Source organism: Massilia sp. METH4 (assembly GCF_037094685.1).
Classification (GTDB): Bacteria; Pseudomonadota; Gammaproteobacteria; order Burkholderiales; family Burkholderiaceae_D; genus Rugamonas.
Window position 1 is genome coordinate 5,157,761 of the sequence record NZ_CP146614.1, and the last position, 24,566, is coordinate 5,182,326.

The following is a 24,566-nucleotide window of genomic DNA, read 5'->3' on the forward strand; positions in this document are numbered from 1 at the left end:
AAGCTTGCCCCATGATCGACGAAGAAATCACCCTCAAGAAACTGGAAATATTCCTGGCCTTCATGCGGCTGTCGAGCCTTGCCCGCGTCTCCGAAGAAGTTGGCCAGAGCATCGTCAGCGTCCACCGTGCGCTGCATTCGCTGGAAGAAGGGCTGCGTTGCCAGCTGTTCCAGCGCGAGGGCCGCAAGCTGACGGCCCTGCCGGCTGCCTTTGCGTTCGCCAGCCATGCGCAGCGGGCGGTGGCGGAAACGGAGGAGGGAATCCGCAAGGTGCGCGAGCTGGCCGGCTTCAACAGCCACCGGCTGCGCATCGGGTCCCTTTATTCGCTCACGCTGCGCTGCATACCGCACCTGCTGATGGGCTTGAAGCTGCGCCGGCCCGAGCTGCACGTGGATCTCACGCTGGGGTCGAACAAGGACCTGTTGCAGGGCCTGGCCGAAGGCCGGCTCGATGCCGTGGTCATCGGCCTGCAAACGCCGAACGACAATGGCAACCTGTTGTCCGTGCCGCTGTTCGAGGACGAGGTGCGGCTGGCCGCCCCGCTGGGCTCGCCGTATGCGGGCATGGCCCGGGTCGACCTGAAGGACCTGCGCAACGAGCAGTTCATCACGCTGGGCAGCGGCTTCGTCACGTCCGACAGTTTCAACCACGCGTTCCGGGAGGCCGGCTTCACGCCGGAAACGACGCTGCAGGTGCCGGACATCTTTTCGCTGATCAATCTCGTCGGCAGCGGCATGGGCTACAGCCTGCTGCCGGCGCGCGTGGCCGAGTACAGTGCCCGCATCGAGCTCATCCCGCTGGCGCAGCCGTATGCGTCGCACCAGGTGATCACCTTGCTGTTGCCGAAGTCGCGCGAGCGGGATCCGAACCTGCTGGCGCTGGCGGCGGAGTCGCGGATGTTCGGGAAGGGCGCGGCCTGACACGGCGAATGGTGGAGTTCGTCCTACAGCCCGGGCGACGATGCCGACGTATCGAGTATCCGGTGCCGCCGGTGAATCAACGGTGCTTGCCGTGGCTGGCGCATGCCGCAAGCCGGACGGCGAGGTCGGAAATGCAGGCAGCGCCCTTTTCCATGCTTCCCGCGTCTCAGCTGATGATCAGGTATGCCGTTGGCCCTACTGTCAGGCTCATTTCCTCGCGGGCATAACGCGGATCGTCGAGCTGCCGCCATCGAACACCGGGAGGCAGCGTGTGCCGGGCTGTGACGAAGCGGTCGCGCAGGTTGACGACGATGCTGCCCTCGTCCGGCCAGCCGACGGCGCCGATGCCGGCCAGGCGATTCCCCGCGCGCAGCTCGGCCACCAGGGCTTTTCGCAATGCCGGCGGGAGGCGGCGCGCCAGCTGCAACCAGCCCTCGTCCCCGGCTTCGGCATCACCGGCGATCGCGTCGGCGATCGCCAGCTGTTCTTCAGCGACCCGCGCGCCGCTCCACTGCGCAGGCGGCACGAAATCGTATTGCAGCATGGCGCCGCCGCCATGATCCCTCCAGGCCGATTCGCGCCGCATCACTCTGCGCTGATCGCGATGCGCCATTGGGAAATCGGCATGATGTCGCCGGGCCTGAGCTTGTGCGCGTCGGCCGGCGGCACATAGTACTGCGTACCGCCGCCCGCGCCGAATTGCGGGTTGGCCATGGCGGTGCCGCGCGCCACGCAGACCGGTTCGGTCACGTGGAAGGCCCGCACCGCCTCGCGCAGCTTGCGGGGCCGGCCATCGGCATCCCTGCCGGGATCGGTCGTGACCTGCACGAGGGCATAGTATTCCTGCCAGCTGCCGCCGGTGTCGCGCAGCGTCGCTTCGCTGACGGCGAAGCCCGGCGCGATACCGGGTGTGAGCGAGTAGAGGACCGTGCCTGCGTCGAGGGCCACGTTGGCGTAGCTGTCCCTGCCGACGTAGGGTGGCATGCCCTGGGTTGCCGCTGCCAGGGCGCTCGGATTCTTGCCGAGGCAGGCACCCTGGTCGGCGAGCTCCTCCGGGGCGCCGGCAGGCACGCCCGCGGTGGTGCATGCGGCCAGCAGGGCAGCCAGCGCGCCCAGGCGGAACGCGTTGGCGAGGGATCTGATCGTCGGTGTCATCGTCGGCTCCACGAGAATAGGGGGAGCCGATCTTATTCCGGCCGCGATGCGATGGCTTTCGTCAAATTGTCGTGCAATTGCCTGTATTTGCATCGCCGGCCCGGCCCGGAAGGACAAGCCATGACGGTATGCTAATATACTTGAAATAAGGCAAATCTAAGACTCATCCGCTAGGCTCGCGCCGCCCGAATGTGCGGGTGCCGCCCTGTTGTTTCATGAAACCGATCCTGCATTTTTCCCACGCGAACAGTTACCCAGCCGGCACGTATCGACAGATGTTCGAGCACCTTGCCCACGATTTCGATGTCCAGGCGCTCGACATGCATGCCCACGACCCGCGCTACCTGGTGCGGGACGGCTGGCGCGAGCTGGCGGACGAGCTGATCGCCGAGCTGGTGTCGCGCTACCACGGCGAGCGCGTGATCCTCGTCGGGCATTCGCTGGGTGGGATGCTGAGCCTGATGGCGGCGGCGCGGCGGCCGGAGCTGGTCCGCTGCGTGGTACTGCTCGATTCGCCCGTACTGGCCGGCTGGCGCGCCGTTGCGTGGCGCCTGATCAAGCGCTTCAATGCCGAGGACCGTTATTCGCCGTCGCGCCTGTCGGTACGGCGGCGGATGGTGTGGCCGAGCCAGGCCGACGCGATGCGCCACTTCGCCAGCAAGGAACTGTTCGCGGCCTGGGCGCCGGGCGTGCTGCAGGATTATCTCGATGCCGGGCTGGTACCGCATCCGGACGGGGTGCAGCTGCGCTTCTCGCGCGAGGTCGAAACGGCCGTGTACCGCACCTTGCCGCACCACATCAGCAGGCTGGTGGCGGGCCAGTTTCCCGTGCCGGTCGGCTACCTGGCCGGCCGGATTTCGATGGAGAACCGGCAGGCCGGCCTGACGGCCACCAAGGCGCTGGTAGGGCGCAACTTCCGGCTGATGCCGGGCGGGCACCTGTTCCCGATGGAGTTCCCCTTGCTCACGGCGCAGGCAATCCGCGACATGGTCTGTGACCTCATTGGCACCGAAATGCCGCTGTGCGCCGGGGCGAGGCAGGCGTAAAACATTGCAAAAGCTTTCAGAGGCAGGGTCGATCGCGTAGAATCGCTGCCACGCGGCGGCGCCGCACTCTCCTCCAACAGTTTCAAGCACGAACGATGACGATTAAAAGCGACAAATGGATCCGCAAGATGGCGGAACAACATGGAATGATCGAGCCCTACGAGCCGGGCCAGGTACGGGCAGTGGACGGCCGCAAGGTGATCTCGTTCGGCACGTCGTCGTACGGCTACGATATCCGCTGCGCGGACGAGTTCAAGGTCTTCACCAACATCAACAGCACGATCGTCGATCCGAAGAATTTCGATTCGAATTCCTTCGTGGACGTGAAAAGCGACGTCTGCATCATCCCGCCGAACTCCTTCGCGCTGGCCCGCACCATCGAATACTTCCGCATTCCGCGCAATGTGCTGACGGTCTGCCTGGGCAAGTCCACGTACGCGCGCTGCGGCATCATCGTCAACGTCACGCCGTTCGAACCGGAATGGGAAGGTTACGTGACGCTGGAATTCTCGAACACCACGCCGCTGCCGGCCAAGATCTACGCCGGCGAAGGCTGCGCGCAGGTGCTGTTCTTCGAGAGCGACGAAGTGTGCGAAACCTCGTACAAGGACCGCAACGGCAAGTACCAGGGCCAGCGGGGCGTAACGCTGCCGAAGGCTTGAGCGCCACTGCAGAAGACCGGTGGCTTGGCAGGGGTTTCGCGGAGCATGCTCCGCGCCTGCCAAGCGGTGATGGCATGCATGCCATCACTCCTTCCAGGCACCGAACTTCAGGAAACATTTCCGAAGAACAGGAGCCCGAACGGGCCGATGGCCCTGCGTCGGGGGACACGCGTGCCTGATTGCGTCGCATCCGGCAGCGGCCCTTGAGAAAATGTTGCAAAAAAACCGGTGCCTGTCACCGGTGCTGAGGAAATATTGCAAAAAGACCGGTGCCTGTCACCGGTGTTGTCACCGGTGGGCTAGTCCAGCGGCAGGGCGATTTCGACGTGCAGGCCGCCGCCGTCGCGGTTGACGGCGCCGATGGTGCCGCCGTGCTGCTGCACCACCTGCCGGGCGATCGCGAGGCCCAGGCCGTGCCCCTCCACATCCTTTTCCGTGCCGCTGCTGCGGAAGAACGGTTCGAAGATCGTCTTCAAGTCCTGCGGCGCCACGCCGGGGCCCCGGTCGAGCACGCGCACGCGCAGCATGCGCTCATCGATCACCGATTCCACGTCGATCGTTTCGCCTTCGGGGCTGTGCTTGATCGCGTTGCGGACCACGTTTTCGATCGCGCGCGCCAGCAGGTCCGGCTGTCCAAGCAGCACGACATCGGCCGTGCCGCGGGCGGTGACGGTGCGGCCCTGCGTGGCCGCCTCGAACTGCGCGTCGGCGACGATGGCGTGCAGCAGTTCGGCCACGTCGATCTCTTCGCGCGCGCCGGACAGCGCGCCCGCCTCCAGGCGCGAGAGCGTCAGCAGTTCGTCGACCAGCTTGTCCATCCGCACGCTCTCGCGGTCGATGCGTTCCAGCGAGGCGGCCATGCGGGCCGGGTTCTGGTGCGCCAGGCCGATGGCCGCCTGCAGGCGCGCCAGCGGCGAACGCATTTCATGCGACACGTCGTGCAGCAGGCGGCGCTGGCCATCCATCAGGTTGCGCAGCCGGGCCGTCATGCGGTCGAAGTCGCGGCCCAGGTCCGTGAGCTCGTCGCCGCGGCCCCTGGCGGCATCGGTGAAGCGGGGCGCCAGGTCACCGTGCGAAGCCGCCTCGAATGCCTGGCGCAGTGCGCGGATCGGTCGCGCGAAGTACCAGGCCAGCAGGGCCGCGAACAGGGAGCTGGCCACCAGGGCGGCGGCCAGCGGAATGAAGGGTGTCAGAGGCTGGAAGCGGCCGCGCGGGCCGTCGGGGCCCATCGGCCCAGGGTCCGGGCGGGGCGGCGCCGCGCCTTCGAAGCGCGGCGGTGGAGCGCCGGCCCCTGGGCCGTCCGCGCCGGGTTGCGCCGGTAGCCAATCAACACGTGGCCCGGCGCCCGGCATCGGCATGCCCGCACCGGCCAGCAGCGGGCGCGCGTCCGCCCCGCGCATCGCGGTATCGCGCTCGTGCGGCGGCAGGAACAGCAGGTAGCGCCGGCCGTTGGGCAGGGTGAGCCGGCGCACCACGCGGGTGTCGCCCTTGTCGAGCATGGCGCGGGCGGCGGCCACCTGCTCGGGCTTCACGATGCGGCCCAGCAGTTCGCGGCCCAGGTCGTCCACCGCGAATACGCGGTGGCGGTCCATGTTTTCCAGCAGGCGCGAGAGGGCCGCCGCGCCGCCGAATTCCAATGTGGCGGCGGCCGACTCGATCGCCATCGCGGCGGGCGGGCTGGTGTCGATGACGGGACGGGCTTCCTGTTCCGCGGCACGGTTCTTCAGCCATAGGGCGCCGCCGATGCCCACGGTCGCCGCGATCTGCGCCAGCAGGATCGACAGGAAGAACTTCCAGAACAGGCGGCCCACGTCAATCCTTGATCAGCTGGTAACCCATGCGGTAGACCGTCTGCAGGCAGGAGCGGCCATCGGCCAGCGTGCCCAGCTTGTGCCGCAGGCTCGACAGGTGCACGTCGATATTGCGGTCGAAGCGCGCCATCGGCCGGCCCAGGCCCTGTTCCGACAGCGTGTTCTTGCTGACCGGCTTGCCCGCGTTGCGGGCCAGTACTTCGAGCAGGTTGAACTCCGTGCTCGTCAACTCCACCGTGGCGCCGGCCCAGGTGGCGCGGCGCTGTTCCGGCCACATCGTCAACTGGCCCACCACCAGGGGCGCGGAAGCCAGCTGGTCCATCGGCGTGCCCGCGGTGCGGCGCAGGATGGCGCGGATGCGCGCCGTGAGCTCGCGTGGCGTGCACGGCTTGGTCACGTAATCGTCCGCGCCCAGTTCCAGGCCCACGATGCGGTCGGTATCGTCGCCGCGCGCGGTCAGCATGAGGATCGGCATGCGGCTCGCGGCGCGGATGCGGCGCAGCGTTTCCAGGCCGTTCATGCGGGGCATCATCACGTCGAGGATCGCGATCGCGTGCTGGCCCGTCAGTGCGGCCGCGGTGCCCGCTTCGCCGTCGTGGGCCGTCTTCACTTCGAAACCTTCCTGCTCCAGGTATTCCTGGAACATGCTTATCAATTCGACATCGTCGTCTATCAGCAGGACCTTGCTCATCACTTCTTCTTCGGGCTACAAAGGGAACCATGATAGCAGTCACGCGCGCGGGGATACGGCGCTTTTACCCGGATTTACAGCATCTCCATTTACACCGATTTACATGTGGCTACCGCGCTTTACACGGCGGCGCCACAGAATGGCGGCTCCACTGTCACCGAAGGACCGCTGATGAAAAACACAACACAAAACCTGCAACGACTCCTGCTCGCCGCCGTGCTGGCCCTGCCGCTCGGGGCGATGGCTGACAACCCGCTCGACGAGGCGCCCGGCGAGGGCCCTGGCCAGGGCCCGCGCGGCCACGGCCCGGCCATGCGCGAGGAGGACGGCCCGCGCGGCCCCCGTGGCGAAGGCCCCGGCTTCGGCCACGGCTTCGATGGCGCGCAGCCCTACCTGCGCGGCATCGAGCTGACCGAGGCGCAGCAGGACAAGATCTTCGCCATCGTCCATGGGCAGGTGCCGTACCTGCGCGAGCAGGCCAGGGCGCGCGACAAGGCCGACCGCGCGTTGTTGGCACTGCACGGCGCCGGGAAGTACGACGATGCGGCCGCCGTGAAGCTGGCGCAGGCCGCCGCGCAGGCCGATGCCAACATCACGCTGTCGCACCTGCGCACCGAACAGAAGGTGCTGGCAGTGCTGACGGCCGAGCAGCGCAAGCAGCTCGACGAGCGCGGGAATGGGCGGGCGCCGCGCCCCGGCGTCGACCGCGATGGCGGCCCGGCTCGTCCGGGCCGCTGACGGCGACCTGGCCAGCAGCACCGCGTAATTCCACCCACGATAAAAGGAGCAAGCCATGGCACAACACGGCCACAGCCTGGAGGAAGACCTGCAAACGATGTTGAACGCGACGGCCGGACGGCGCCGGTCGCTGCGCTGGCTGCTCGCCGGCGCGGCCTCGCTGCCCATCATCGGCTGCGGCGGCTCGTCCGACAGCGCAGCCAGCACGACGGACGGTGTGGCAACCGGCACGACCGGCACGACCGGCACCACCACCACGACGGGCAGTACGGGCACCACGACCACCGCCACCGGTAGCTGTTCAGTGATCCCCGAGGAGACGGGCGGCCCGTACCCGGCCGACGGCACCAACAGCAACAGCAGCGGCGTGGTCAACGTGCTCACCCAGACGGGCGTGGTGCGCAGCGACATCCGGAGCAGCTTCGGCACCATGAGCGGCACCGCCGCCGGCGTGCCGCTGACGATCAAGCTGCACATCGTGAACGCCAACAGCAGCTGCGCGGCGGCGGGCGGCTTCGCCGTCTACCTGTGGCACTGCGACCGCGACGGCAATTACTCGCTGTACTCGGGCGGCGTGACGAACCAGAACTACCTGCGCGGCGTGCAGGAAGCCGATGCGAACGGCGACATCACGTTCACCACCATTTTCCCCGGCTGTTATTCGGGCCGCATGCCGCACGTGCACTTCGAGGTCTATTCCAGCCTGGCGAAGGCGTCGAGCGCGTCGAACCGCGTGAAGACGTCGCAGTTCGCGTTCCCCACCGATATCTGCAACGCCGTCTACGCCACCACCGGCTACAGCGCCAGCGTGCGCAACCTCGCACAGATCAGCTTCGCGACCGACAACATCTTCAGTGACGGCTACTCGCTCCAGCTGGCCACGGTGACCGGCAACGCCACCGATGGGTACGTGGCCACGCTGACGGTCGCCGTCGCCGCGTAAATCCCGCCCCGGCGAATTCCGTTTCGCCGTTTTCGCCCCGCCATCCCGGCGGGGCGAATGCCGTTTCGCCGCCACGCGGCATTCCTCCCTCAAAAACCCTGGCATGGCCTTTGCACCTACCCGAGTGCGTGCGGCAGATCGGCCGCACTTCCAACGGAGAGTGCCATGGACCGTTCCACCATCGACCGCCGCCTGCTCGACTTCAAGCCGGAACTGGAATTGCCGGCCGCCTCGGAGGCCGGCAAGCCCTGGCGCGACGAATACGGCGAAATGGACTTCGCCGCGCGCCTGCTGGAAGCGGCTGATGCCGACGAGCTGAAGCCGGTCCTTGCCGACATCGTGGCGGCGGCCGGCGACGGACGCCAGCCGGCGCTGCGCACTCCCATGCTGCGCGTGCTGGAGCACGCGGCGCGCATGGTCTTTCCGATCGACGCCAGCCGGGCACCGGCGGACCTCAAGCGCAAGGCGGCCGCCGTGTTCGGCCTGGAGCTGGAGGGGCTGTCACCGGAGGACAAGGAATTCGAAGTGGCGCGGCGCTTCGTTCGCCTGGCGGCGGACGCCGCCCGGCAGGCCATGAGCCGCGCGGGCGGGCAGCCGGCCGGCGCGGCGGTACAGCGCGCCCTGCGGCAGGCCGCCCGCCGCAATGCGCCGGGCCTGCTGCGGCACGGCGCGGCGCCGGCGCGGGACACATCACGCATACAGGTCATCGATATTTAGGCGGGGCGGTGCGGCCGTTCCAATTTTGGTGTTTGACTATCAACAGGAGCTCATCATGCATGACATCGATCGCACGACCCTGGAATTCGGCCAGGAATTTGGCGGCGGCAGCGGCTATGAAATGGAACAGTACGAATTCGGCCAGGGCGAATGGACGGGCGAGGGCGGCGGCCTGCTGTCCGAGGCGGACGAGATGGAGCTGGCCAACGAGCTGCTCTCCGTCACCAACGAACAGGAGCTGGACCAGTTCCTGGGCAGCTTCCTGAAGAAGGCCGCTTCCGTCGCCGGCAATGTGATCAAGTCGCCCGTCGGGCAGGCCGTGGGCGGCGTGCTGAAGGGCGTGGCCAAGAAGGCGCTGCCGATGGCCGGCGGCGCGATCGGCGGCTACTTCGGCGGCCCGCTGGGCGCCAAGATCGGCAGCGGCCTGGCCTCGGCGGCCGGCAGTGCGCTGGGGCTGGAGGCCGAAGGCGAGCTCTCCGGCGAAGACCGTGAATTCGAAGGCGCCAAGACCTTCGTGAAGATCGCGGCGGATACCGTGAACCGCGCTGCCCAGGCCAGGGGCGGCGACCCGCGCCAGATCGCCCAGCAGGCCGCCACCGCGGCCGCCAAGCAGTTCGCGCCGGGTTTGCTGGGCCAGGGCCAGTCGCGCGCCGGGCAGGGCGCGCTGGCGACGCAGGGTGGCCAGGGCATGCAGGGCGGCCAGATGAGCCAGGGCCAGGGCCGTTCCGGGGCCGCCGGCGGGCGCGGCGCCAGCAGCGGACGGTGGATGCGGCAGGGCCGCAAGATCATCCTGTACGGCGCCTGACGGCCATGGATGCCTATGCGGCCTGGATGCTGGCGCAGGAAGCGCGCTCGCTCCTGAACCGGGTCGACCGCATGCAACCGTTCGTGCTGATCGAACCGATGGTGCCGGCGGCCGCGCTGCCCACCGCGGCGCAGGCGGCGATCGAGCGGCACCTCACGCTGGTGCGCCGCGAACTGCGAACCATGGTGCGCCGCTTCCTCGGCTGGCTGCGCGGGCCGGCGGCGCGACGGGTTACGGTGGCCGACGCGCAACGGCGCTTCACCTTCCTGCGCCTGAAATTCAATGCCGCACTGACGCAGTTCGACCTGTTCATCGACGTCGTCACGCAGCGCAGCGAACACGGCAACGGGGTGTGGCTCGCCGGGCTGGACGCGGTCTCGCGCGACGCGTTGCGGCTGCCGGGCGGCTACTTCGAGGCGCCGCCGCTGGTGTGCTACCTGGACCGCGGCCCGGGCGCGGCGATCCGCCGGGCGCGTACCCGGTTGCCGGGCGGCGGCGAGAACCCGGTCGCGATCATCCGCGTGCCGCGCGAGCGGATGATCGGCAGCAGCATCGCCTCGTCCCTCGTGCACGAGGTGGGACACCAGGGTGCCGCGCTGCTGGATCTGGTGGGATCGCTGCGGCCCGTGCTGCAATCGCTGCAGCACGGCGGCAGTGGACCGCCCGTCGTGTGGCAACTGTGGGAGCGCTGGATTTCCGAGGTGGTGGCCGATTTCTGGTCGCTGGCGCGGGTGGGCGTGGTTGCCACGCTGGGCTTGATCGGCGTCCTGTCGCTGCCGCGCGTGTTCGTATTCAGGTTGAATGCCGACGATCCGCACCCGGTGCCGTGGCTGCGCGTCAAGCTCAGTTGCGCGGTGGGGCGCCTGCTGTATCCGCACCCGCAATGGACCCGCATCGAGCGGCTGTGGGACGGCTTTTACCCGCTCGACGGCCTGGCGCCGCGCGACCGGCTGCTGCTGGAACAGCTGACGGCAAGCCTGCCCTCGATGGCCGGCCTGCTGGCCCACCACCGGCCGCGTGCGCTGCGCGGCGCTTCGCTGGTGGAGGCGATGGACACCGGTGCCCGGCAACCGGCCCGGCTGGCGCGGCTGTACCGATGGTGGCACGCGGCGCCGCAGCGCATGTACGACAGCCCGCCTTCGCTGGTGCTGGCCGTGATCGGCCAGGCGCGCGCGGACGGCTTGCTGGCGCCGGAAGACGAGAGCGTGCTGCTGGCGCGCCTGCTCACGCACTGGGCGATGCGCACGGCGCTGGAGGATGGCCAAGGGCGTGCCCGCACGGTGCGGGGCTCGGCGAGCGGCACCGGCCTGGCACTGACGACAGGTGAATGACCTTTTAGGAGAGCGACATGAGTACGAGAAAAGTGGCGAAGGGCGCCCCTGCCGCGGTGGCCGCCGTGACGGTGGTGACGGTGGTGGAGGGCAGGGGCACGATCGAAGCGAAGGTGACGGACGAGACGACCGGCCGCCCGCTGGTGGGCGCGGCACTGGTGCTGTTCAGGGCCCGCGACCTCGACCCGGGCACATTCCCTGCGTTCCGGGCGAACGAGTGGGAGAACTGGCGGCCGCAGGATCACGACCGGCTGATCGAACGGCCGACCGGGCCGCAGGGCATCGTCAGGTTCGAGGAACTGGAACCGGGTGCGTACTTCGTGCTGTACGACCATGTGACGCCGGCCGACGGAGCGGACGTGTACCGCTTCGAGGGCGGCGTGCTGGGCGCCGACGAAGTGCTGCAGATGACGATCGCGTTGCCGATCAGCCCGGTCGTGAAGTTCGAATTCGAACCCTCGTCGGGGGGCACGCGCACCAGGGATGCCATCGTCGGCAACCGCGCCATCGCCGTCGTCGACTTCGAAGGCAGCAACGGTCCGAACGCGGTCAGCGACCGGGTGGGCCTGGAGGTGGATGGGCGCTGGCAGGCGGCGGAGGGCAGCGCCTGGTCGGCCGCCCAATACATCAGGAAGCCGGGCAGGTACGACTTCCGGGGCCGGCTGGTGTTCGCGCGCCGCGCCGGATCGGTGGTCACCACGCCGCGCATGCTGCCGTTTGCCATTCCGAACGGCGCCCGCCTGGCCGTGGAGGGCGGCTTCGACGCGGAAGAAAAGCCCGCGCAGCCGATCACCGGCAATATCGGCGTGGCGCTGTCGCGCACCGAAACCGAGGCCACGCCCGACCTGGCGCTGTGGACGCTGATACGCAACAGCACCGAGGCGCTGTCGTTCAACAACTACATGGACTTTCTCGACCAGCTGTTCTGCGTGCCCTCCGGCGACCCGGCCAGCGCGCCGTTCGAGCGCTCGCGCTTCGGCCGGAAGACGGCCGCGTTCCAGTCACTGAGGAACCGGCGCGCATTGCCGTTCACGGACTCGGAATCGTACCGCGTGCTGAAGGCGGCAACCGAGGCGTTCGTGATGGTCAATTGCGGCGTGCTGCGCGAGCCGTTCGCCTTCGATCCGGTCAACGACAACGCCTACCTGGACCGCCGGGACATCCCGGCCGGCGGCGACCTGCGCGACACGCTGGTGCAGGATTACCTGGAATCGGTGGGCGGCACGGAAATGCTGCCCTACCTGGCGGTGATCCGGCGCAAGCTGCCCGACGTGCCCATCATCGTGCCCAATGCCCACGGCGAGGAGGCGGAACTGTGCTTCGGCATCATCCAGGACCGCCTGACGAATCCGTGCCTGATCGAACTGATCTGGAGCTACTGGCAGGAAGAAGGCATGCTGGTGCAGACGATGAACGTGATCACGCAGCGCTTCCAGAACCTGCGCTCGCCACTCGTCACCGACCCGCTGGCGAACACGGAAATCGACATGCTGCGCCCGCTGAACAACCTGCTGTGGGGCTATACGCAGGATGAACAGCACCGGCTCACGGTGGTGCGGCGCAACTACGAGTACGACCACCACTACGGCATGCGGCTGGACGGCAAGGCCGTGCGCAATATGCGCCCTGCCGACAGCCGTTCCAAATTCCTGGAGGCCTTCCACCACCTGCTGCGCCTGTTGACGACGTTCTACCGGCAGGACGACGACACGACGGTGAAGGCCGACGCGTTCCCGATCCTGAACGCGCTGAAGGAAGTGCACCTGATCCTGTCGCAGGGCATGCACAACCAGTATGGCGACCTGCCGTCGACCGCCCGGATCGAGATGCTGATGCAGCAATGGCTGCTGGCGCGGCCGGAGTTCCGCGAATTCCTGCCCACCCGCGTGATGGTCGCCTATCCCGAGCCGTGGATGGACCGCGTCGAAGCGATGAAGAAGCTGCAGATGTGGAGCGACACGAGCGTGATGCACTTCCGGAACCTGGCGATCTTCGGCGAGCAGTTGCTGCTGTCGATCCGCTTCGGCCACTGGAGCGATGTGTACGAGGCGACGCAGGCGTTCAACTGGGCGCGCTTCTGGCGGCCGCAGGCCCAGGGCTATATCCACGCGTACCGGGCGGCGACCGGGGTCGACCTGTCGGTCGATGCCGGCAACCCGGTGGGCGACGCCACGCTGCCCTCGGTCCTGCTGCGCCAGAGGCTGGCGCGGCAGCAGAGGACCGCCACCTGAGCATCGTGTGAACCGGGAAGCCGATTTCACGAGTGCGCTCTACCTGGGCATGCGTCACGGGCGGGCCGCGCTGGACGACTGGCCCGCCCTGACGCTGGGCAAGCCGGCGGCGCTGGCCGAGGTACCCGGCGCGCGCACGGTGGCGCGCGAGCTGGCGGCACTGCAGGGCTGCGCGGCGGCCACGCTGCTGCCCTCGACCTTGCACCTGTTCTGGGACCTGTTCGGCATGCTGGCCAGGGACCGGTACCTGGTGCTGGTGGACGACGCCGCGTATCCGGTGGCGCGCTGGGGCGCCGAGCGGGCCGCGGCCCTGGGGCTGCCGTTGCGCGCCTTCCGCGCTGGCGAGATGCGGGAGCTGGAACGCCTGGCGGGCCTGGCGGCGGGGATGGGGCGCCGCCCGCTGATCCTGGCGGACGGTTATTGCCCTGGCCTGGGCCGGGCGCCGCCGCTGGCCCGCTACGCGGCGCTGGCGGCCCGTGCGGGCGGCGTGCTGCTGCTCGACGACACCCAGCCGCTGGGCGTGCTGGGCCGGCGTGGTGGCGGCTCCGTCGTGGCGCATGGGCTGGCCGGGGCGCCTGTCATCGTCGGGGCCTCGCTGGCCAAGGGGTTCGGCGTGCCGCTCGCGGTGCTGGCCGGCAGCGCGGAGCTGGTGCGGCGCTTCGAGGCCTGCAGCGACACGCGGCTGCACGCCAGCCCGCCGCCGGTGGCCACGGTGATCGCGGCACGCCACGCGCTGCGCCTGAACGCGGCGTGCGGCAATGCGCTGCGGCGTGTGCTGCTGCGGCGGATCGTTCAGTTCCGCGCCGCGCTGGCTGACCAGGGTATCGGCTGCGGGGGCGGCGTGTTTCCGGTGCAGGCCGTGCAACTGCCGCCCGGGATGGACCTGGCGGCGGCGCACGCGGCACTGCGTCGCGACGGTGTGCTGGCGGTACCGCAATGCAGGGGGCGCACGGCGCTGCTGGCCTTCCTGCTGCGCGCCGACCACACGGGGGACGACATCGCAAGGGCGGCACGCGCCCTGCGGCATCACGTGAAGGAGCTGGCATGAACGGGCAATCGATGAGCGGGGAATTCGAGGCACTGCCTTTCTCCGCCGGAGGGATGGCGGGCGAGTGGGAAGCGGAAGGCGAGTGGAGCGGCGAGCAGGAGGGCGACGGCGAGTTCGAGGAAGAGCGCGGCAGGTCGGGTGGGCGCATGGGAGGCATGGGAGGAAGGAGCGGCGCGCGCCCGGCTTACCGTGGCGGCGGGCGCCCCGGCCGTGCGCCGATGGGGCGCCCAGCACCGCCGGGCCGGCCGAAGCCGGGGCCGCGGCCTGGCCGCTGGCCGCGCGGGCCGTACTGGGGGCCTGTCTATGGCTGGCCGGGCGGGGTGATGGTGGCCGAACCGATGGGCTATCCGCTGCCCGTGCGGGATGGCGGCGGGGGCGGCGCGCCGGCGTTCGAGCCGATCGAGCTGGCCGCCACGGATGACGGCGACGACGCCCCGCCGCAGGAGGAGATGCCGGGCAGCTTGCGCAGCGTGCTTGCGTCGATGGCCGAGGCGGCGCCCAGGTTCCGCTACGTGGGCCGGCTGAACGATGTGCGCAACCTGAACCTGCCACGCCGGCCAGGCCATTACCTGATCACGTTCAGGCAAGGCAATGCCTGGAAGGCCTACAACGGCCAGACCGGCAACCTGCACGAACGGCTGGTCAAGCACCGGCTGGGCGCCACGGTGCTGGGCTTGCCGGTGTCGGGGCACCACGTCTATATCGCGGAGAGCGGGCGGCCCGAGCCGGCCCGGCGCACGATCGAGATGTCGATCAACCGGGCCATGCTGCGCAACCACCCGGGCGTGCTGACGAACCAGAACGCGGAACTGGAAATGGAATTACTTGGATGGACATGAAGGAGACGATCATGAGCGGGTCACAATGCAGTTGCGGTACCTGCGGCGCTTGCCGCGGGCAGGGCGAATTCGAGGTGCTGCCTTTCCATGCTGAGATCCACGGCAGCATCGGCGGCGGCAGGCAAGGCGCGTTCGACGGGGAATTCCTCGGTGAGTTCGGCGGGTTCGGCGAACTGGACATGCCTTTCTCCGAAGTGGAGGAACTGGAACTGGCGATGGAATTGCTGTCCGTCGCCAGCGAGGAGGAACTGGAGCAATTCCTCGGCGGCTTGTTCAAGAAGGCGTGGAAGGGGATCAAGAAGGTCGGCTCGACGATCGGCAAGGTCGTCAAGCCGCTGGGCGGCGTGCTGAAGGGTATCGCCAAGACGGCGCTGCCCTTCGTGGGCGGCGCGCTGGGCTCGATGATCCCGATCCCCGGCGTGGGCACGATGATCGGCAAGGCGGCCGGCTCGGCCCTGGCGAAGGCGCTTGAGATGGAGGCCGAGGGCATGGACCCGGAACAGGCCGAGCTGGAGATGGCGCGCCGCTTCGTGCGCATCGCCGGCAGCGCCGCGCAGCAGGCGGCCGAGGGCGACGGCAGCCCGGCCGCATTGCGCGAAGCCATCAACCGGGCGCTGCGCCAGCACGTGCCCTCGGCGCAGCTGTGAAGCGCGGGATGTGAAGCGCCATGATCATCGACTGCCATTGCCACGCCGGCCCCGGCGACGGCCTGACGGGGCCCTGGGACAGCGACCTGGCCCTGGACCGCTACCTGCGCCGGGCACAGGCGGCCGGCATCGGCCGCATCGCGCTGCTGGCCGCGTTCCACTCCGACTATGCCCGTGCCAACGCCGCCGTCGCCCGGATCGTGGCCGGGCAGCCGGACCGCTTCTTCGGCTATGCCTTTGTTCACGCGCGCCGCGATCGCGGGCGGATCTGCGACATGGTGCGCACGGCCGTCGAGCGCTATGGCTTCATCGGCATCAAGGTGCACCGGGGCGACGCGCCGATCAGCGGCGAGATCTGCGACGCGGCGCGGCGCTTCGGCATCCCCGTGCTGTACGACCCGATGGGCGAGACGCACGTGGCCGAGCTGCTCGCCGCGCAATACCCGGACGTGGATTTCATCATCCCGCACCTGGGCAGCTTCGCCGACCAGTGGAGTGGCCAGCTGGCGCTGATCGACCACCTGGCGCGGCATCCGAACATCTACACGGATACGTCGGGCGTGCGCCGCTTCGACCTGCTGGTGGAAGCCGTGCGGCGCGCCGGGCCGCACAAGGTGCTGTTCGGCTCGGACGGACCCTGGCTGCATCCGGGGCTCGAGCTGCACAAGGTCCGGCTGCTCGGCTTGCCGAAGGCCGACGAGGCATTGATCCTGGGCGAGAACTTTCTGCGGCTGATCGGCACGACGCCCGCCGCCGCGCGGGCGGCAGCCGCGGTGCATTCCGGCTCGACCCACCCGCAAGCGAACGCACGATCGAAAGGATGGGAGCATTATGAATACATACTTTGAAACGCTCGGCTTCCCGGCGCTCGAGTTGGAGCAGGAAGATGAAGGCGGGCGGACCCGCGGTGCGGCCACGGCGCCGGCGTGCCGGCAGCTTTCGACCATCGGTGGACGTTACCTGAGCGGCGAGCCGGGCGGCCCGCCGCTCGATCCAGCCATCGCCGCGGCCCTGCGCGCGCCACTGTGCGGCATGAGGGCGTCGTATGTGTACATCGGCAGGCTCGACCGGATGGACCGCTTGCTGTACTCGGCACCGCACCTGGGCCCTTACTGTGGCCTGTACATCATCCAGTTCCCCGCCGGGTCGCCGATGCGGGGCTATAGCGGCCAGACGGGTAACCTGCGCACCCGGCTCATGCAGCATCGCCGCTGCGGCAACGCGTTCGGCCTGCCCCTGGCGAACTATCCGGTGTTCATCTGGGTGACGCCGCACCTGACGCCGGACCAGCGGCGCGCGTGCGAGCGCGAATTGCACGGGCGGCTCGGGCCGCGCGTCGTGCTGAGCAACGTCCTCAACGAGCTGCCCGGTGCGATGGGTGCGTGGGGCGCCCCGTAGCGCTTCGTAGCGCTGCGTGGCGCTTTCGCAACTGTGGCGATGAAAGTCGCCCAGGCCGCCGCCGCAAGCGTAGACTTCTTCCAGCTTCCCGCACACATAAGGCCGCGCGCAACCGCTGCGCAGCGTCGCCGCACCCGGCAGCCGCCGGAGATGCCCCTTCATTGCCGCCACGCGCGGTCATTGCGCTGTCCAGCCCCGGGCCCGCGTCGCCCCGGGGGCGTGCGCCACAGCGACGCGTCCTACCAGGGGAAGCCATGTCAGACAAATACGATACCGTGCCGACGAGCCTGCGGGCGTCGGAAGACAAGGAGCCGGACCATGCCGGCAAGCCGCACTTCTGCGCCATACCGCCGGAGCCGCGCAGGGTGTTCAAGCCGGGCGTGAGCGCCAGGCGCGAGAACCTCATCATCCTGTTCGGGAACAAATGGGTCAGCGGTACCACGTTGCGGTATTACTTCTTCGACCGCGATACCGATGGGGAGAAAGTACTGTTCACGGACGGAGAAGAGCGCTTCGTCAGCTGGGTGGGCGCCGAGGAACAGCTTGCCGTCGTCCGGCAAGCGTTCAAGATCTGGAGCGATGTCGGTATCGGCGTCCGATTCCAGGAAGTGCACGATCGCGAGGACGCGGAGATACGCATCGGTTTCATGAAAGGCGACGGCGCCTGGTCGTTCCTCGGGCGCGGCATACTCGATCATGGGCCCAATGAGCGCACCATGAACTTCGGCTGGGATCTCACCCGGCCGGGCGAGGTCGACACGGCGGTGCACGAGATCGGCCATACGCTGGGCTTCCCCCATGAACACCAGAACCCCAACGCGGGAATCGTATGGGACGAAGAAGCCGTTTATGCCGCGCTGGCCAAGCCTCCCAACGAATGGAACCGGGACAAGACGTTCTGGAACATCATCCGCAAGCTCGACCCCACGGAAGTGAAGGGTTCCGCATGGGACCCGGACTCGATCATGCACTATCCGTTCGAGCCGGGGCTGATCAAGGAACCGGTGCGCTTCTTCGAGGAGGGCCTGCGGCCGCACGGCGGCCTGTCGGCCCGCGATATCAGCTGGGTGCTCGCCTTGTATCCGCCCGAGGGCGACGAAATGGTGCTGCTCAAGCCCGCGCAGTCGATTCCGCTGGAGCTGACACCGGGCGAACAGCGCAACTTCCGCGTCGCGCCCCAGGAAACGCGCAAGTACGACTTCCGCACCTTCGGGGCCTCGGACTCGGTGATGGTGCTGTTCGAGAACGTGGATGGCGACTACCGTTACGTGACGGCGGACGACGACAGCGGCGAGGATACCAACGCCGCCTTCCAGGTCAAGCTCATGAAGGGACGTGAATACGTGCTGCGCGTGCGGCTTTATCATAGCGAGCGGCAGGGGCAGACGGCGGTCATGATGTGGTGACATGGCCGGGGCCGCGCGGGCCGGCATCATTGCCGGCTCTCGACCTCGCCCTCGCGCGCCGCTTTCCTGCGGATCTGTAACGCCCGATCCGTCACTCCCAGCCGCTGCGCGGCGCGCTGGTTGTTGTCGCCCTCCTGTTCGAGCACGAGCCGGATCGCCGTGTCCGATGCCGCCTGGCCGATGCGGGCCAGCGACATGCCGCGGTCGACGGCGTGGCGGATCGCGTCGCGGAACGGCGCGTCCGGCCAGGCGGGGGCGCGGTGCAGCCGTTCGTCTGGCGGCACGTCGCCGATCGTGATGGGGCCGGGCCCCGTATGCCGGTACCAGATGCGCGACACGGTCTGGCGCAGGTCGCGCACATTGCCCTTGTATTCGCGCGACAGCAGGTATTCGCGCACCGCCGGTTCCAGCGGCCGGCCCTGGCCCTGCGGGTCCAGCTGGCGCAGGAAATGCTCGACCAGCGGCAGGATGTCGCCCTGGCGCTCGCGCAGCGGCGGCGGGCGGCAGCGCCAGCCGGCGATACGATAGAAGAGATCCGCCCGGAAGGCTCCGGTGGCGATGTCCGCCTCCAGGTCGCGGTTCGTCGCGCACACGAGGCGAAAGCGGCTCGGCTGCCACCCGTTGCTGCCCACGCGCTTGTATTTCTGTTCCTGGATCACGCGCAGCAGCTGGGCTTGCAGCGGCAGCGGCAGCTCACCCACCTCGTCGAGGAACAGGGTGCCGCCATCGGCCATCGCGAAGGCGCCGTCGCGCGCGTTGAGGGCGCCCGTGAAGGCACCGCGCTCGTGGCCGAACAGTTCGGAGCCGGCCAGTTCGGGCGAGAGCGTGGTGCAGTCGAGCACCGTGAGCTCGCCCGGTGCGCCGGACAGGCGGTGGATCAGCTGGGCGATGAGGTCCTTGCCGGTACCCGTCTCGCCGGTGATCAGCACCGGCGACTGCGTGAAAGCGGCCACCTCGACCACGCTTTGCACCAGCGCGCGCCAGGCGCCGCTGTCGCCGACGAGCCAGTTGCGCACGGTGGACGAGGCCATCAGCTTTTGCAGGGCATCCCAGCGTTGCAGGCGGGCGGCGACCTGCTGGGCGCACAGCTCGGCGGAGCTCCATGGCAGCAGGTCGATCGCGCCAGCCTCGAGCAGGGCCCACATCGTATCGGCCCGCAGGGGCTCGCCCGCGCAGTCGATCGCCAGCACGGCGGCGTTCAGCGCGAGGGCCTGGACCGTCTGGGGCAGGGCGGTATCGCTGGCACCGCAGAGCACGACGCCGAAGCCCTTCGGCGCGCTTTCGTGGGCGGCATCCCGGACCGATACGCCGGCAGTGCCCAACGCCGCGCGCAGCGCAGAGGCCGCCGTTGCGGCGCCCCCGTCCAATACCTGCATCCAGATCGACAGCGCCATGGCCACCTCGCGCAAGATCGTAGCCGCGAGCAACGGTGCGGCGCAGAATGAATATAGCAGCGCTGGCTGTGCCTCGGTTTAACTAAATAAGACCTTGACGAGCGGCTGTCGGTCGCGGGGTGTATCGATGGCGATTGCTGTGCGAACCGTCGGCGATGGCCTGGTGTCGGACATGGTTTCCCTTTGGGGAAACCGTGTCCGACACTGGTTTTCCGCAGAGGCACCCAATGCCTCATGAGAACACCGGTGTCGCACACCACTTCCGGATGGAGCGTCCGGAAATGGTGTGCGACACCAAGGCTGGGGCCAACAAAGAAAAAGCGGCCACGCGGGCCGCTTGTTTGCCGGGTTGAAGCGAATTTACTGCTTCACGCAATCGACGAAGTAATCGCGCTTGCCGTTGACCTCGCGCTTGACCAGCCCGTGCACGTCCGTCTCGAAGCCGGGGAAGCGCTCGTTGAAGTCGCGTGCGAAGCGAAGGTAGTCGACGATGGTCTTGTTGAAGCGCTCGCCCGGGATCAGCAGCGGAATGCCCGGCGGGTAAGGCGTCAGCAGGATCGACGTGATGCGGCCTTCCAGTTCGTCGATGGCCACGCGCTCGATCTCGCGGTGCGCCATCTTGGCGAACGCGTCGGACGGCTTCATGGCCGGGATCATGCTCGAGGTGTACATTTCCGTCGTCAGGCGGGCCACGTCGTAGGCCTTGTAGAAATCGTGGATCTGCTGGCACAGGTCGCGCAGGCCCATCTTCTCATAGCGCGGATTGTTCGCGGAGAATTCCGGCAGGATGCGCCACAGCGGAGCGTTCTTGTCGTAGTCGTCCTTGAACTGCTGCAGCGCGGTCAGCAGCGTGTTCCAGCGGCCCTTCGTGATGCCGATCGTGAACATGATGAAGAACGAGTACAGCCCGCACTTCTCCACGATCACGCCGTGCTCGGCCAGGTACTTGGTCACGATCGAGGCGGGAATGCCGGTGTCGGAGAACTGGCCGTCCAGCGACAGGCCCGGGTTGACGATGGTGGCCTTGATCGGGTCGAGCATGTTGAAGCCCGGCGCCAGCTTGCCGAAGCCGTGCCATTCCTCGCTCTCGGCCTTGAAGATCCAGTCCTCGCGCGTGCCGATGCCTTCCTCGGCGAAGTTTTCCGGGCCCCACACCTTGAACCACCAGTCGCTGCCCCATTCCTCGTCCACCTTCTTCATGGCGCGGCGGAAGTCCAGCGCTTCGAGGATCGATTCCTCGACGAGGGCGGTGCCGCCCGGCGCTTCCATCATGGCCGCGGCCACGTCGCACGAGGCGATGATCGAGTATTGCGGCGAGGTCGAGGTGTGCATCAGGTACGCCTCGTTGAACGTGTCCTTGTCCAGCTTGACCGTTTCGGAGTCGCGCACCAGCACCTGCGAAGCCTGCGACAGGCCGGCCAGCAGCTTGTGGGTCGACTGGGTGGAGAAGATCAGCGACTCCTTGGCGCGCGGGCGGTCCTTGCCGATCGCGTGCATGTCCTTGTAGAAGTCGTGGAAGGTGGCGTGCGGCAGCCACGCTTCGTCGAAGTGCAGGGTGTCGATCTTCCCGTCCAGCATTTCGCGCAGCACTTCCACGTTGTACACCACGCCGTCGTAGGTCGATTGGGTGATCGTCAGGATGCGCGGCTTCTTGTTCACGGCGTCGCGCGCGAACGGATTGCTCTCGATCTTCTTCTGGATCGACTCCATCGTGAATTCTTCGAGCGGGATCGGGCCGATGATGCCGAGGTGGTTACGCGTCGGCATCAGGAACACGGGGATCGCGCCGCACATGATGATCGAGTGCAGGATCGACTTGTGGCAGTTGCGGTCCACCACCACGATGTCGCCCGGCGCGACCGTCGAGTGCCACACCATCTTGTTCGACGTCGAGGTGCCGTTGGTCACGAAGTAGCAGTGGTCGGCGTTGTAGATGCGCGCCGCGTTGCGCTCGGAAGCGGCCACGGGACCCGTGTGGTCCAGCAGCTGGCCCAGCTCCTCCACGGCGTTGCACACGTCGGCGCGCAGCATGTTCTCGCCGAAGAACTGGTGGAACATCTGGCCGATCGGCGACTTCAGGAAGGCCACGCCGCCCGAGTGGCCGGGGCAGTGCCAGGAGTAGGAGCCGTCGTTCGCGTAGTGCACCAGGGCGCGGAAGAAGGGCGGCGACAGGCCGTCCAGGTAGCTCTTCGCCTCGCGGATGATGTGGCGTGCCACGAATTCCGGCGTATCCTCGAACATGTGGATGAAGCCGTGCAGCTCGCGCAGGATGTCGTTGGGGATGTGGCGCGAGGTGCGCGTTTCGCCGTACAGGTAGATCGGGATGTCCGCGTTTTTATAACGGATCTCTTCCACGAAGGCGCGCAGCGACTTCAGCGCGTGGTCGGTCTCTTCCTTCGAGCCGGCGCCGAATTCCTCGTCGTCGATCGACAGGATGAAGGCCGAGGCGCGCGATTGCTGCTGGGCGAACTGCGACAGGTCCCCGTAGCTGGTCACACCCAGCACTTCCATGCCTTCCTTTTCCATCGCGGCGGCCAGGGCGCGAATGCCCAGGCCGGACGAATTCTCGGAACGGAAGTCCTCGTCGATGATGACGATGGGGAAACGAAATTTCATGATGTCTCCAAAAAGAAGAACCGCCCTGGTCTCATGCGACGGGGGCGGGCTGGGTGCAATAAATCAACATACCGCAATTCAAAGGACCGCGATTTTCGCAGAATTCGCACCGCTCAGGTAAAAAAATATTACTCATTGTTCACCGGCGGCGGCGCCACCGACGGGCGCGCCCAAGGCGGCGGCTCATCCGGCGTGGCGGCGGTAGATGACGATGTCGAACGCGGTGCCGTTCGCGGACTGGTGACGGGTCCGCTCGGCTTCGCGCCACATGGCCGGCTCGATGGGCGGGAAGAACGTGTCGCATTCGAACTGTCCGTCGATCTCCGTCACGATCAGCTGGTCCGCCACGGCCAGCGCCGCGTCGAACACCTGGGCGCCGCCGATGACGAAGGCGGGCGCGTCGCCGACCAGCGCCACCGCTTCGTCGAGCGAATGCACCGCTTCCACGCCGTCGCGCTGCCATGCCGTGTCGCGCGTGATGACGATGCTGCGCCGGTTCGGCAGCGGGCGGCCGATCGAATCGAAGGTCTTGCGGCCCATGATGATCGGGTGGCCCGTCGTCAGGCGCTTGAAATGGGCCAGGTCTTCCGGCAGGTGCCAGGGCAGCTGGTTGCGCACGCCGATGCCGCGCTGGCGGTCGATGGCGACGATGATGGAAAGTTGCGTCATGGTGTGCAATGGTCGAAAGTGCCGCATTATCGGCGATTTTTGCTTCAGCCGTGTGACCGCCGCGCGCTCATGTGCCGCTCATGCCCCGCTCAGCGCCTTCACCGCCCCGCGCAACGCCGCGTGCAGGGCGGCGCGCTGCGCGGGCGCCAGGTCGGCGAACATCATCGCCTCCACCTGAACCACCTCGGCATCGCAGCGCTCCATCACGGCGTGGCCCGCAATCGTGAGGCTGATCTGGATGATGCGGCCATGCGAAGGGTCGGGCCGCCGTTCGATCCAGCCCTGCGCCTCCATGGCCTTGACCATCTCGTTGGCCGATTGCGGCGAAACCATCGTGCGCTCGGCCAGCTGGGCGTTCGACAGCGAACCCTGGGCGCGGAATACGGACAGCGCCGTGTACTGGGTCACGGTCAGGCCCAGCGGGGCCAGGCGATCGCGCAGGTGGCGGCTCAGAACGTGGTCGAGGCGGCCCACGAGATAGGCAAGGCCGGACGGGCGGCCGGGGTTGTCGGTCTGGTGCGGCATGCTGGATGCGAAAGTCATGGTGGGCGGTATTGTAAGACAATCGCCGCCGCTCACGGCGCCACCCGCGGCCGCCTCAGGACGACGCCTCCGGCGCGGGTCTGGCGCGCCTCAGGAACGGTTCGGCGACGAGGATGCCGAGCGCGCACCAGATGACGGCAAACGAGAGGAGGGTGTTCAGCGACACTTCCTGGCGGTAGAAGACCAGCGCGACGACCAGTTGCGTGGTGGGCAGGACGAACTGGAAGAATCCCATCACCGACAATGGCAGCCGGGCCGCCGCCAGCGAGAACAGCCATAGCGGCAGGACCGAGACCACGCCGCACAGGCCCAAGGCCAGCATGGCGCCGGCTGAAAGACCGTGCGGCAGGCGTAGGGACATGTAGGGCGTTGCAAGCGACAGCGCCAGCAGTACGCACAGCACCGCCGTTTCGCATAGCAATCCGCTGAATGCATCCAGTGTCGTGAGTTTTTTCAGGCATGCGTAAGCGCCCCATGTCCCGCCAATGAGGAGGTAGACCCAGTGCGCGAGCTCGCCGCTGCGCTGTACCATGGCCAGCACGGCGGCCGCGATGAGGGCCAGGGCACCCTTGCGCAGCCAACTCATCCGGTCGCCGGGCGCGATGACGCCAACGCCGATTGCCACGAAGGGAGCGATCAGGTAACCGAGCCCGCTCTCGACCACGTGCCCGTGGATGGATGCCCAGATGAAGGTGCCCCAGTTAACCACGACAAGGAGGGCGGCCGCCGTGTGAATGGCCAGCGCGCGCGGCGTCAATCGTTGCCTCAGGCCTCGAAAGCGGCCAAGTACCGCCATCACGAGGAGGAGCGTGGCCAGCGAGAACACGATGCGCAAGCCCAGCAGGACAGTGGGCGGCACCTGCGCGAGCGCTTTCCAGTAGAGCGAGGAAAAGCCAAGGATCAGGTTGCCGGACACGCCGGACAAGGCGGCCGACAACATGCCTGAGTCGAGCCGC

24 protein-coding genes are annotated in these 24,566 nt (G+C 67.9%); 15 read left to right on the plus strand and 9 right to left on the minus strand.

Annotated elements, in window-relative coordinates:
- The first annotated feature begins 11 nt into the window (after positions 1–11).
- Positions 12–920: a LysR family transcriptional regulator gene (locus V6Z91_RS22615; protein ID WP_338761489.1), complete on the plus strand. Its 909-nt coding sequence runs from the start codon at positions 12–14 to the stop codon at positions 918–920.
- Positions 921–1,086: 166 nt separating this feature from the next.
- Here V6Z91_RS22615 and V6Z91_RS22620 read toward each other — a convergent pair whose 3' ends face one another.
- Together V6Z91_RS22620 and V6Z91_RS22625 are read right to left on the minus strand one after the other, a co-directional pair.
- On the minus strand, positions 1,087–1,533 hold the full coding sequence (locus tag V6Z91_RS22620; protein ID WP_338761492.1) for a hypothetical protein: 447 nt from the start codon (positions 1,531–1,533) through the stop codon (positions 1,087–1,089).
- Entirely contained in the window at positions 1,506–2,075 is a 570-nt protein-coding gene (locus tag V6Z91_RS22625; RefSeq protein WP_338761495.1) for a hypothetical protein, read from the minus strand. Before V6Z91_RS22625 ends, V6Z91_RS22620 begins: the two co-directional genes overlap by 28 nt.
- 215 nt (positions 2,076–2,290) lie before the next feature.
- Here V6Z91_RS22625 and V6Z91_RS22630 point away from each other — a divergent pair, with 215 nt between their 5' ends.
- Positions 2,291–3,121 carry an alpha/beta hydrolase gene (locus V6Z91_RS22630; protein ID WP_338761498.1) on the plus strand — a complete coding sequence of 277 codons (831 nt, stop codon included), beginning with the start codon at positions 2,291–2,293 and terminating at the stop codon, positions 3,119–3,121.
- A gap of 95 nt (positions 3,122–3,216) precedes the next feature.
- The gene (gene dcd, locus V6Z91_RS22635) at positions 3,217–3,783 is read left to right on the plus strand and encodes a dCTP deaminase (RefSeq protein WP_338761501.1); all 567 of its coding nucleotides are present in this window, start codon (positions 3,217–3,219) and stop codon (positions 3,781–3,783) included.
- A 299-nt stretch (positions 3,784–4,082) separates the two neighbouring features.
- Here the strand turns inward: dcd and V6Z91_RS22640 are convergent, their stop codons facing one another.
- Positions 4,083–5,594, minus strand: a complete 1,512-nt coding sequence (locus V6Z91_RS22640) for an ATP-binding protein (protein WP_338761503.1) — start codon at positions 5,592–5,594, stop codon at positions 4,083–4,085.
- A gap of 1 nt (position 5,595) precedes the next feature.
- Positions 5,596–6,285 (minus strand): response regulator transcription factor, encoded by a 690-nt coding sequence (locus tag V6Z91_RS22645; protein WP_338761505.1) that lies wholly within the window; start codon positions 6,283–6,285, stop codon positions 5,596–5,598.
- Between the two features lie 171 nt (positions 6,286–6,456).
- Between V6Z91_RS22645 and V6Z91_RS22650 the strand changes: the two genes are divergently transcribed.
- From V6Z91_RS22650 to V6Z91_RS22705, 12 genes are all read left to right on the plus strand, one after another.
- Complete coding sequence (locus tag V6Z91_RS22650) at positions 6,457–7,023, plus strand: Spy/CpxP family protein refolding chaperone (RefSeq protein ID WP_338761507.1); 567 nt, start codon at positions 6,457–6,459, stop codon at positions 7,021–7,023.
- Between the two features lie 55 nt (positions 7,024–7,078).
- Positions 7,079–7,966 carry an intradiol ring-cleavage dioxygenase gene (locus V6Z91_RS22655; protein ID WP_338761509.1) on the plus strand — a complete coding sequence of 296 codons (888 nt, stop codon included), beginning with the start codon at positions 7,079–7,081 and terminating at the stop codon, positions 7,964–7,966.
- Between the two features lie 165 nt (positions 7,967–8,131).
- Positions 8,132–8,683, plus strand: a complete 552-nt coding sequence (locus V6Z91_RS22660; protein ID WP_338761511.1) for a hypothetical protein — start codon at positions 8,132–8,134, stop codon at positions 8,681–8,683.
- A gap of 55 nt (positions 8,684–8,738) precedes the next feature.
- Positions 8,739–9,488, plus strand: a complete 750-nt coding sequence (locus tag V6Z91_RS22665) for a hypothetical protein (protein WP_338761514.1) — start codon at positions 8,739–8,741, stop codon at positions 9,486–9,488.
- A 5-nt stretch (positions 9,489–9,493) separates the two neighbouring features.
- Entirely contained in the window at positions 9,494–10,819 is a 1,326-nt protein-coding gene (locus V6Z91_RS22670; RefSeq protein WP_338761516.1) for a hypothetical protein, read from the plus strand.
- A 17-nt stretch (positions 10,820–10,836) separates the two neighbouring features.
- On the plus strand, positions 10,837–13,050 hold the full coding sequence (locus tag V6Z91_RS22675; protein WP_338761518.1) for a hypothetical protein: 2,214 nt from the start codon (positions 10,837–10,839) through the stop codon (positions 13,048–13,050).
- 7 nt (positions 13,051–13,057) lie between these two features.
- Complete coding sequence (locus tag V6Z91_RS22680) at positions 13,058–14,098, plus strand: aminotransferase class I/II-fold pyridoxal phosphate-dependent enzyme (protein WP_338761521.1); 1,041 nt, start codon at positions 13,058–13,060, stop codon at positions 14,096–14,098.
- Complete coding sequence (locus tag V6Z91_RS22685) at positions 14,095–14,937, plus strand: hypothetical protein (protein WP_338761523.1); 843 nt, start codon at positions 14,095–14,097, stop codon at positions 14,935–14,937. The genes V6Z91_RS22680 and V6Z91_RS22685 overlap by 4 nt, the downstream gene beginning before the upstream one ends.
- An 11-nt stretch (positions 14,938–14,948) precedes the next feature.
- The gene (locus V6Z91_RS22690) at positions 14,949–15,584 is read left to right on the plus strand and encodes a hypothetical protein (protein WP_338761525.1); all 636 of its coding nucleotides are present in this window, start codon (positions 14,949–14,951) and stop codon (positions 15,582–15,584) included.
- A 20-nt stretch (positions 15,585–15,604) separates the two neighbouring features.
- Positions 15,605–16,432: an amidohydrolase family protein gene (locus V6Z91_RS22695; RefSeq protein ID WP_338761527.1), complete on the plus strand. Its 828-nt coding sequence runs from the start codon at positions 15,605–15,607 to the stop codon at positions 16,430–16,432.
- Entirely contained in the window at positions 16,416–16,982 is a 567-nt protein-coding gene (locus tag V6Z91_RS22700) for a hypothetical protein (protein WP_338761529.1), read from the plus strand. Before V6Z91_RS22695 ends, V6Z91_RS22700 begins: the two co-directional genes overlap by 17 nt.
- A gap of 254 nt (positions 16,983–17,236) precedes the next feature.
- A complete protein-coding gene (locus tag V6Z91_RS22705) occupies positions 17,237–18,388 on the plus strand; it encodes a M12 family metallopeptidase (protein WP_338761531.1) in 1,152 nt (383 codons plus the stop codon).
- Positions 18,389–18,414: 26 nt separating this feature from the next.
- Here the strand turns inward: V6Z91_RS22705 and V6Z91_RS22710 are convergent, their stop codons facing one another.
- From V6Z91_RS22710 to V6Z91_RS22730, 5 genes are all read right to left on the minus strand, one after another.
- A complete protein-coding gene (locus V6Z91_RS22710) occupies positions 18,415–19,782 on the minus strand; it encodes a sigma 54-interacting transcriptional regulator (RefSeq protein ID WP_338761533.1) in 1,368 nt (455 codons plus the stop codon).
- Positions 19,783–20,142: 360 nt separating this feature from the next.
- Complete coding sequence (locus V6Z91_RS22715) at positions 20,143–22,398, minus strand: arginine/lysine/ornithine decarboxylase (RefSeq protein WP_338761534.1); 2,256 nt, start codon at positions 22,396–22,398, stop codon at positions 20,143–20,145.
- Between the two features lie 183 nt (positions 22,399–22,581).
- Positions 22,582–23,067 carry a dihydrofolate reductase gene (locus tag V6Z91_RS22720; protein WP_338761535.1) on the minus strand — a complete coding sequence of 162 codons (486 nt, stop codon included), beginning with the start codon at positions 23,065–23,067 and terminating at the stop codon, positions 22,582–22,584.
- A gap of 78 nt (positions 23,068–23,145) precedes the next feature.
- A complete protein-coding gene (locus tag V6Z91_RS22725) occupies positions 23,146–23,610 on the minus strand; it encodes a MarR family transcriptional regulator (protein ID WP_338761537.1) in 465 nt (154 codons plus the stop codon).
- Positions 23,611–23,665: 55 nt separating this feature from the next.
- On the minus strand, positions 23,666–24,550 hold the full coding sequence (locus V6Z91_RS22730; RefSeq protein WP_338761539.1) for a rarD protein: 885 nt from the start codon (positions 24,548–24,550) through the stop codon (positions 23,666–23,668).
- Between the last annotated feature and the right edge of the window lie 16 nt (positions 24,551–24,566).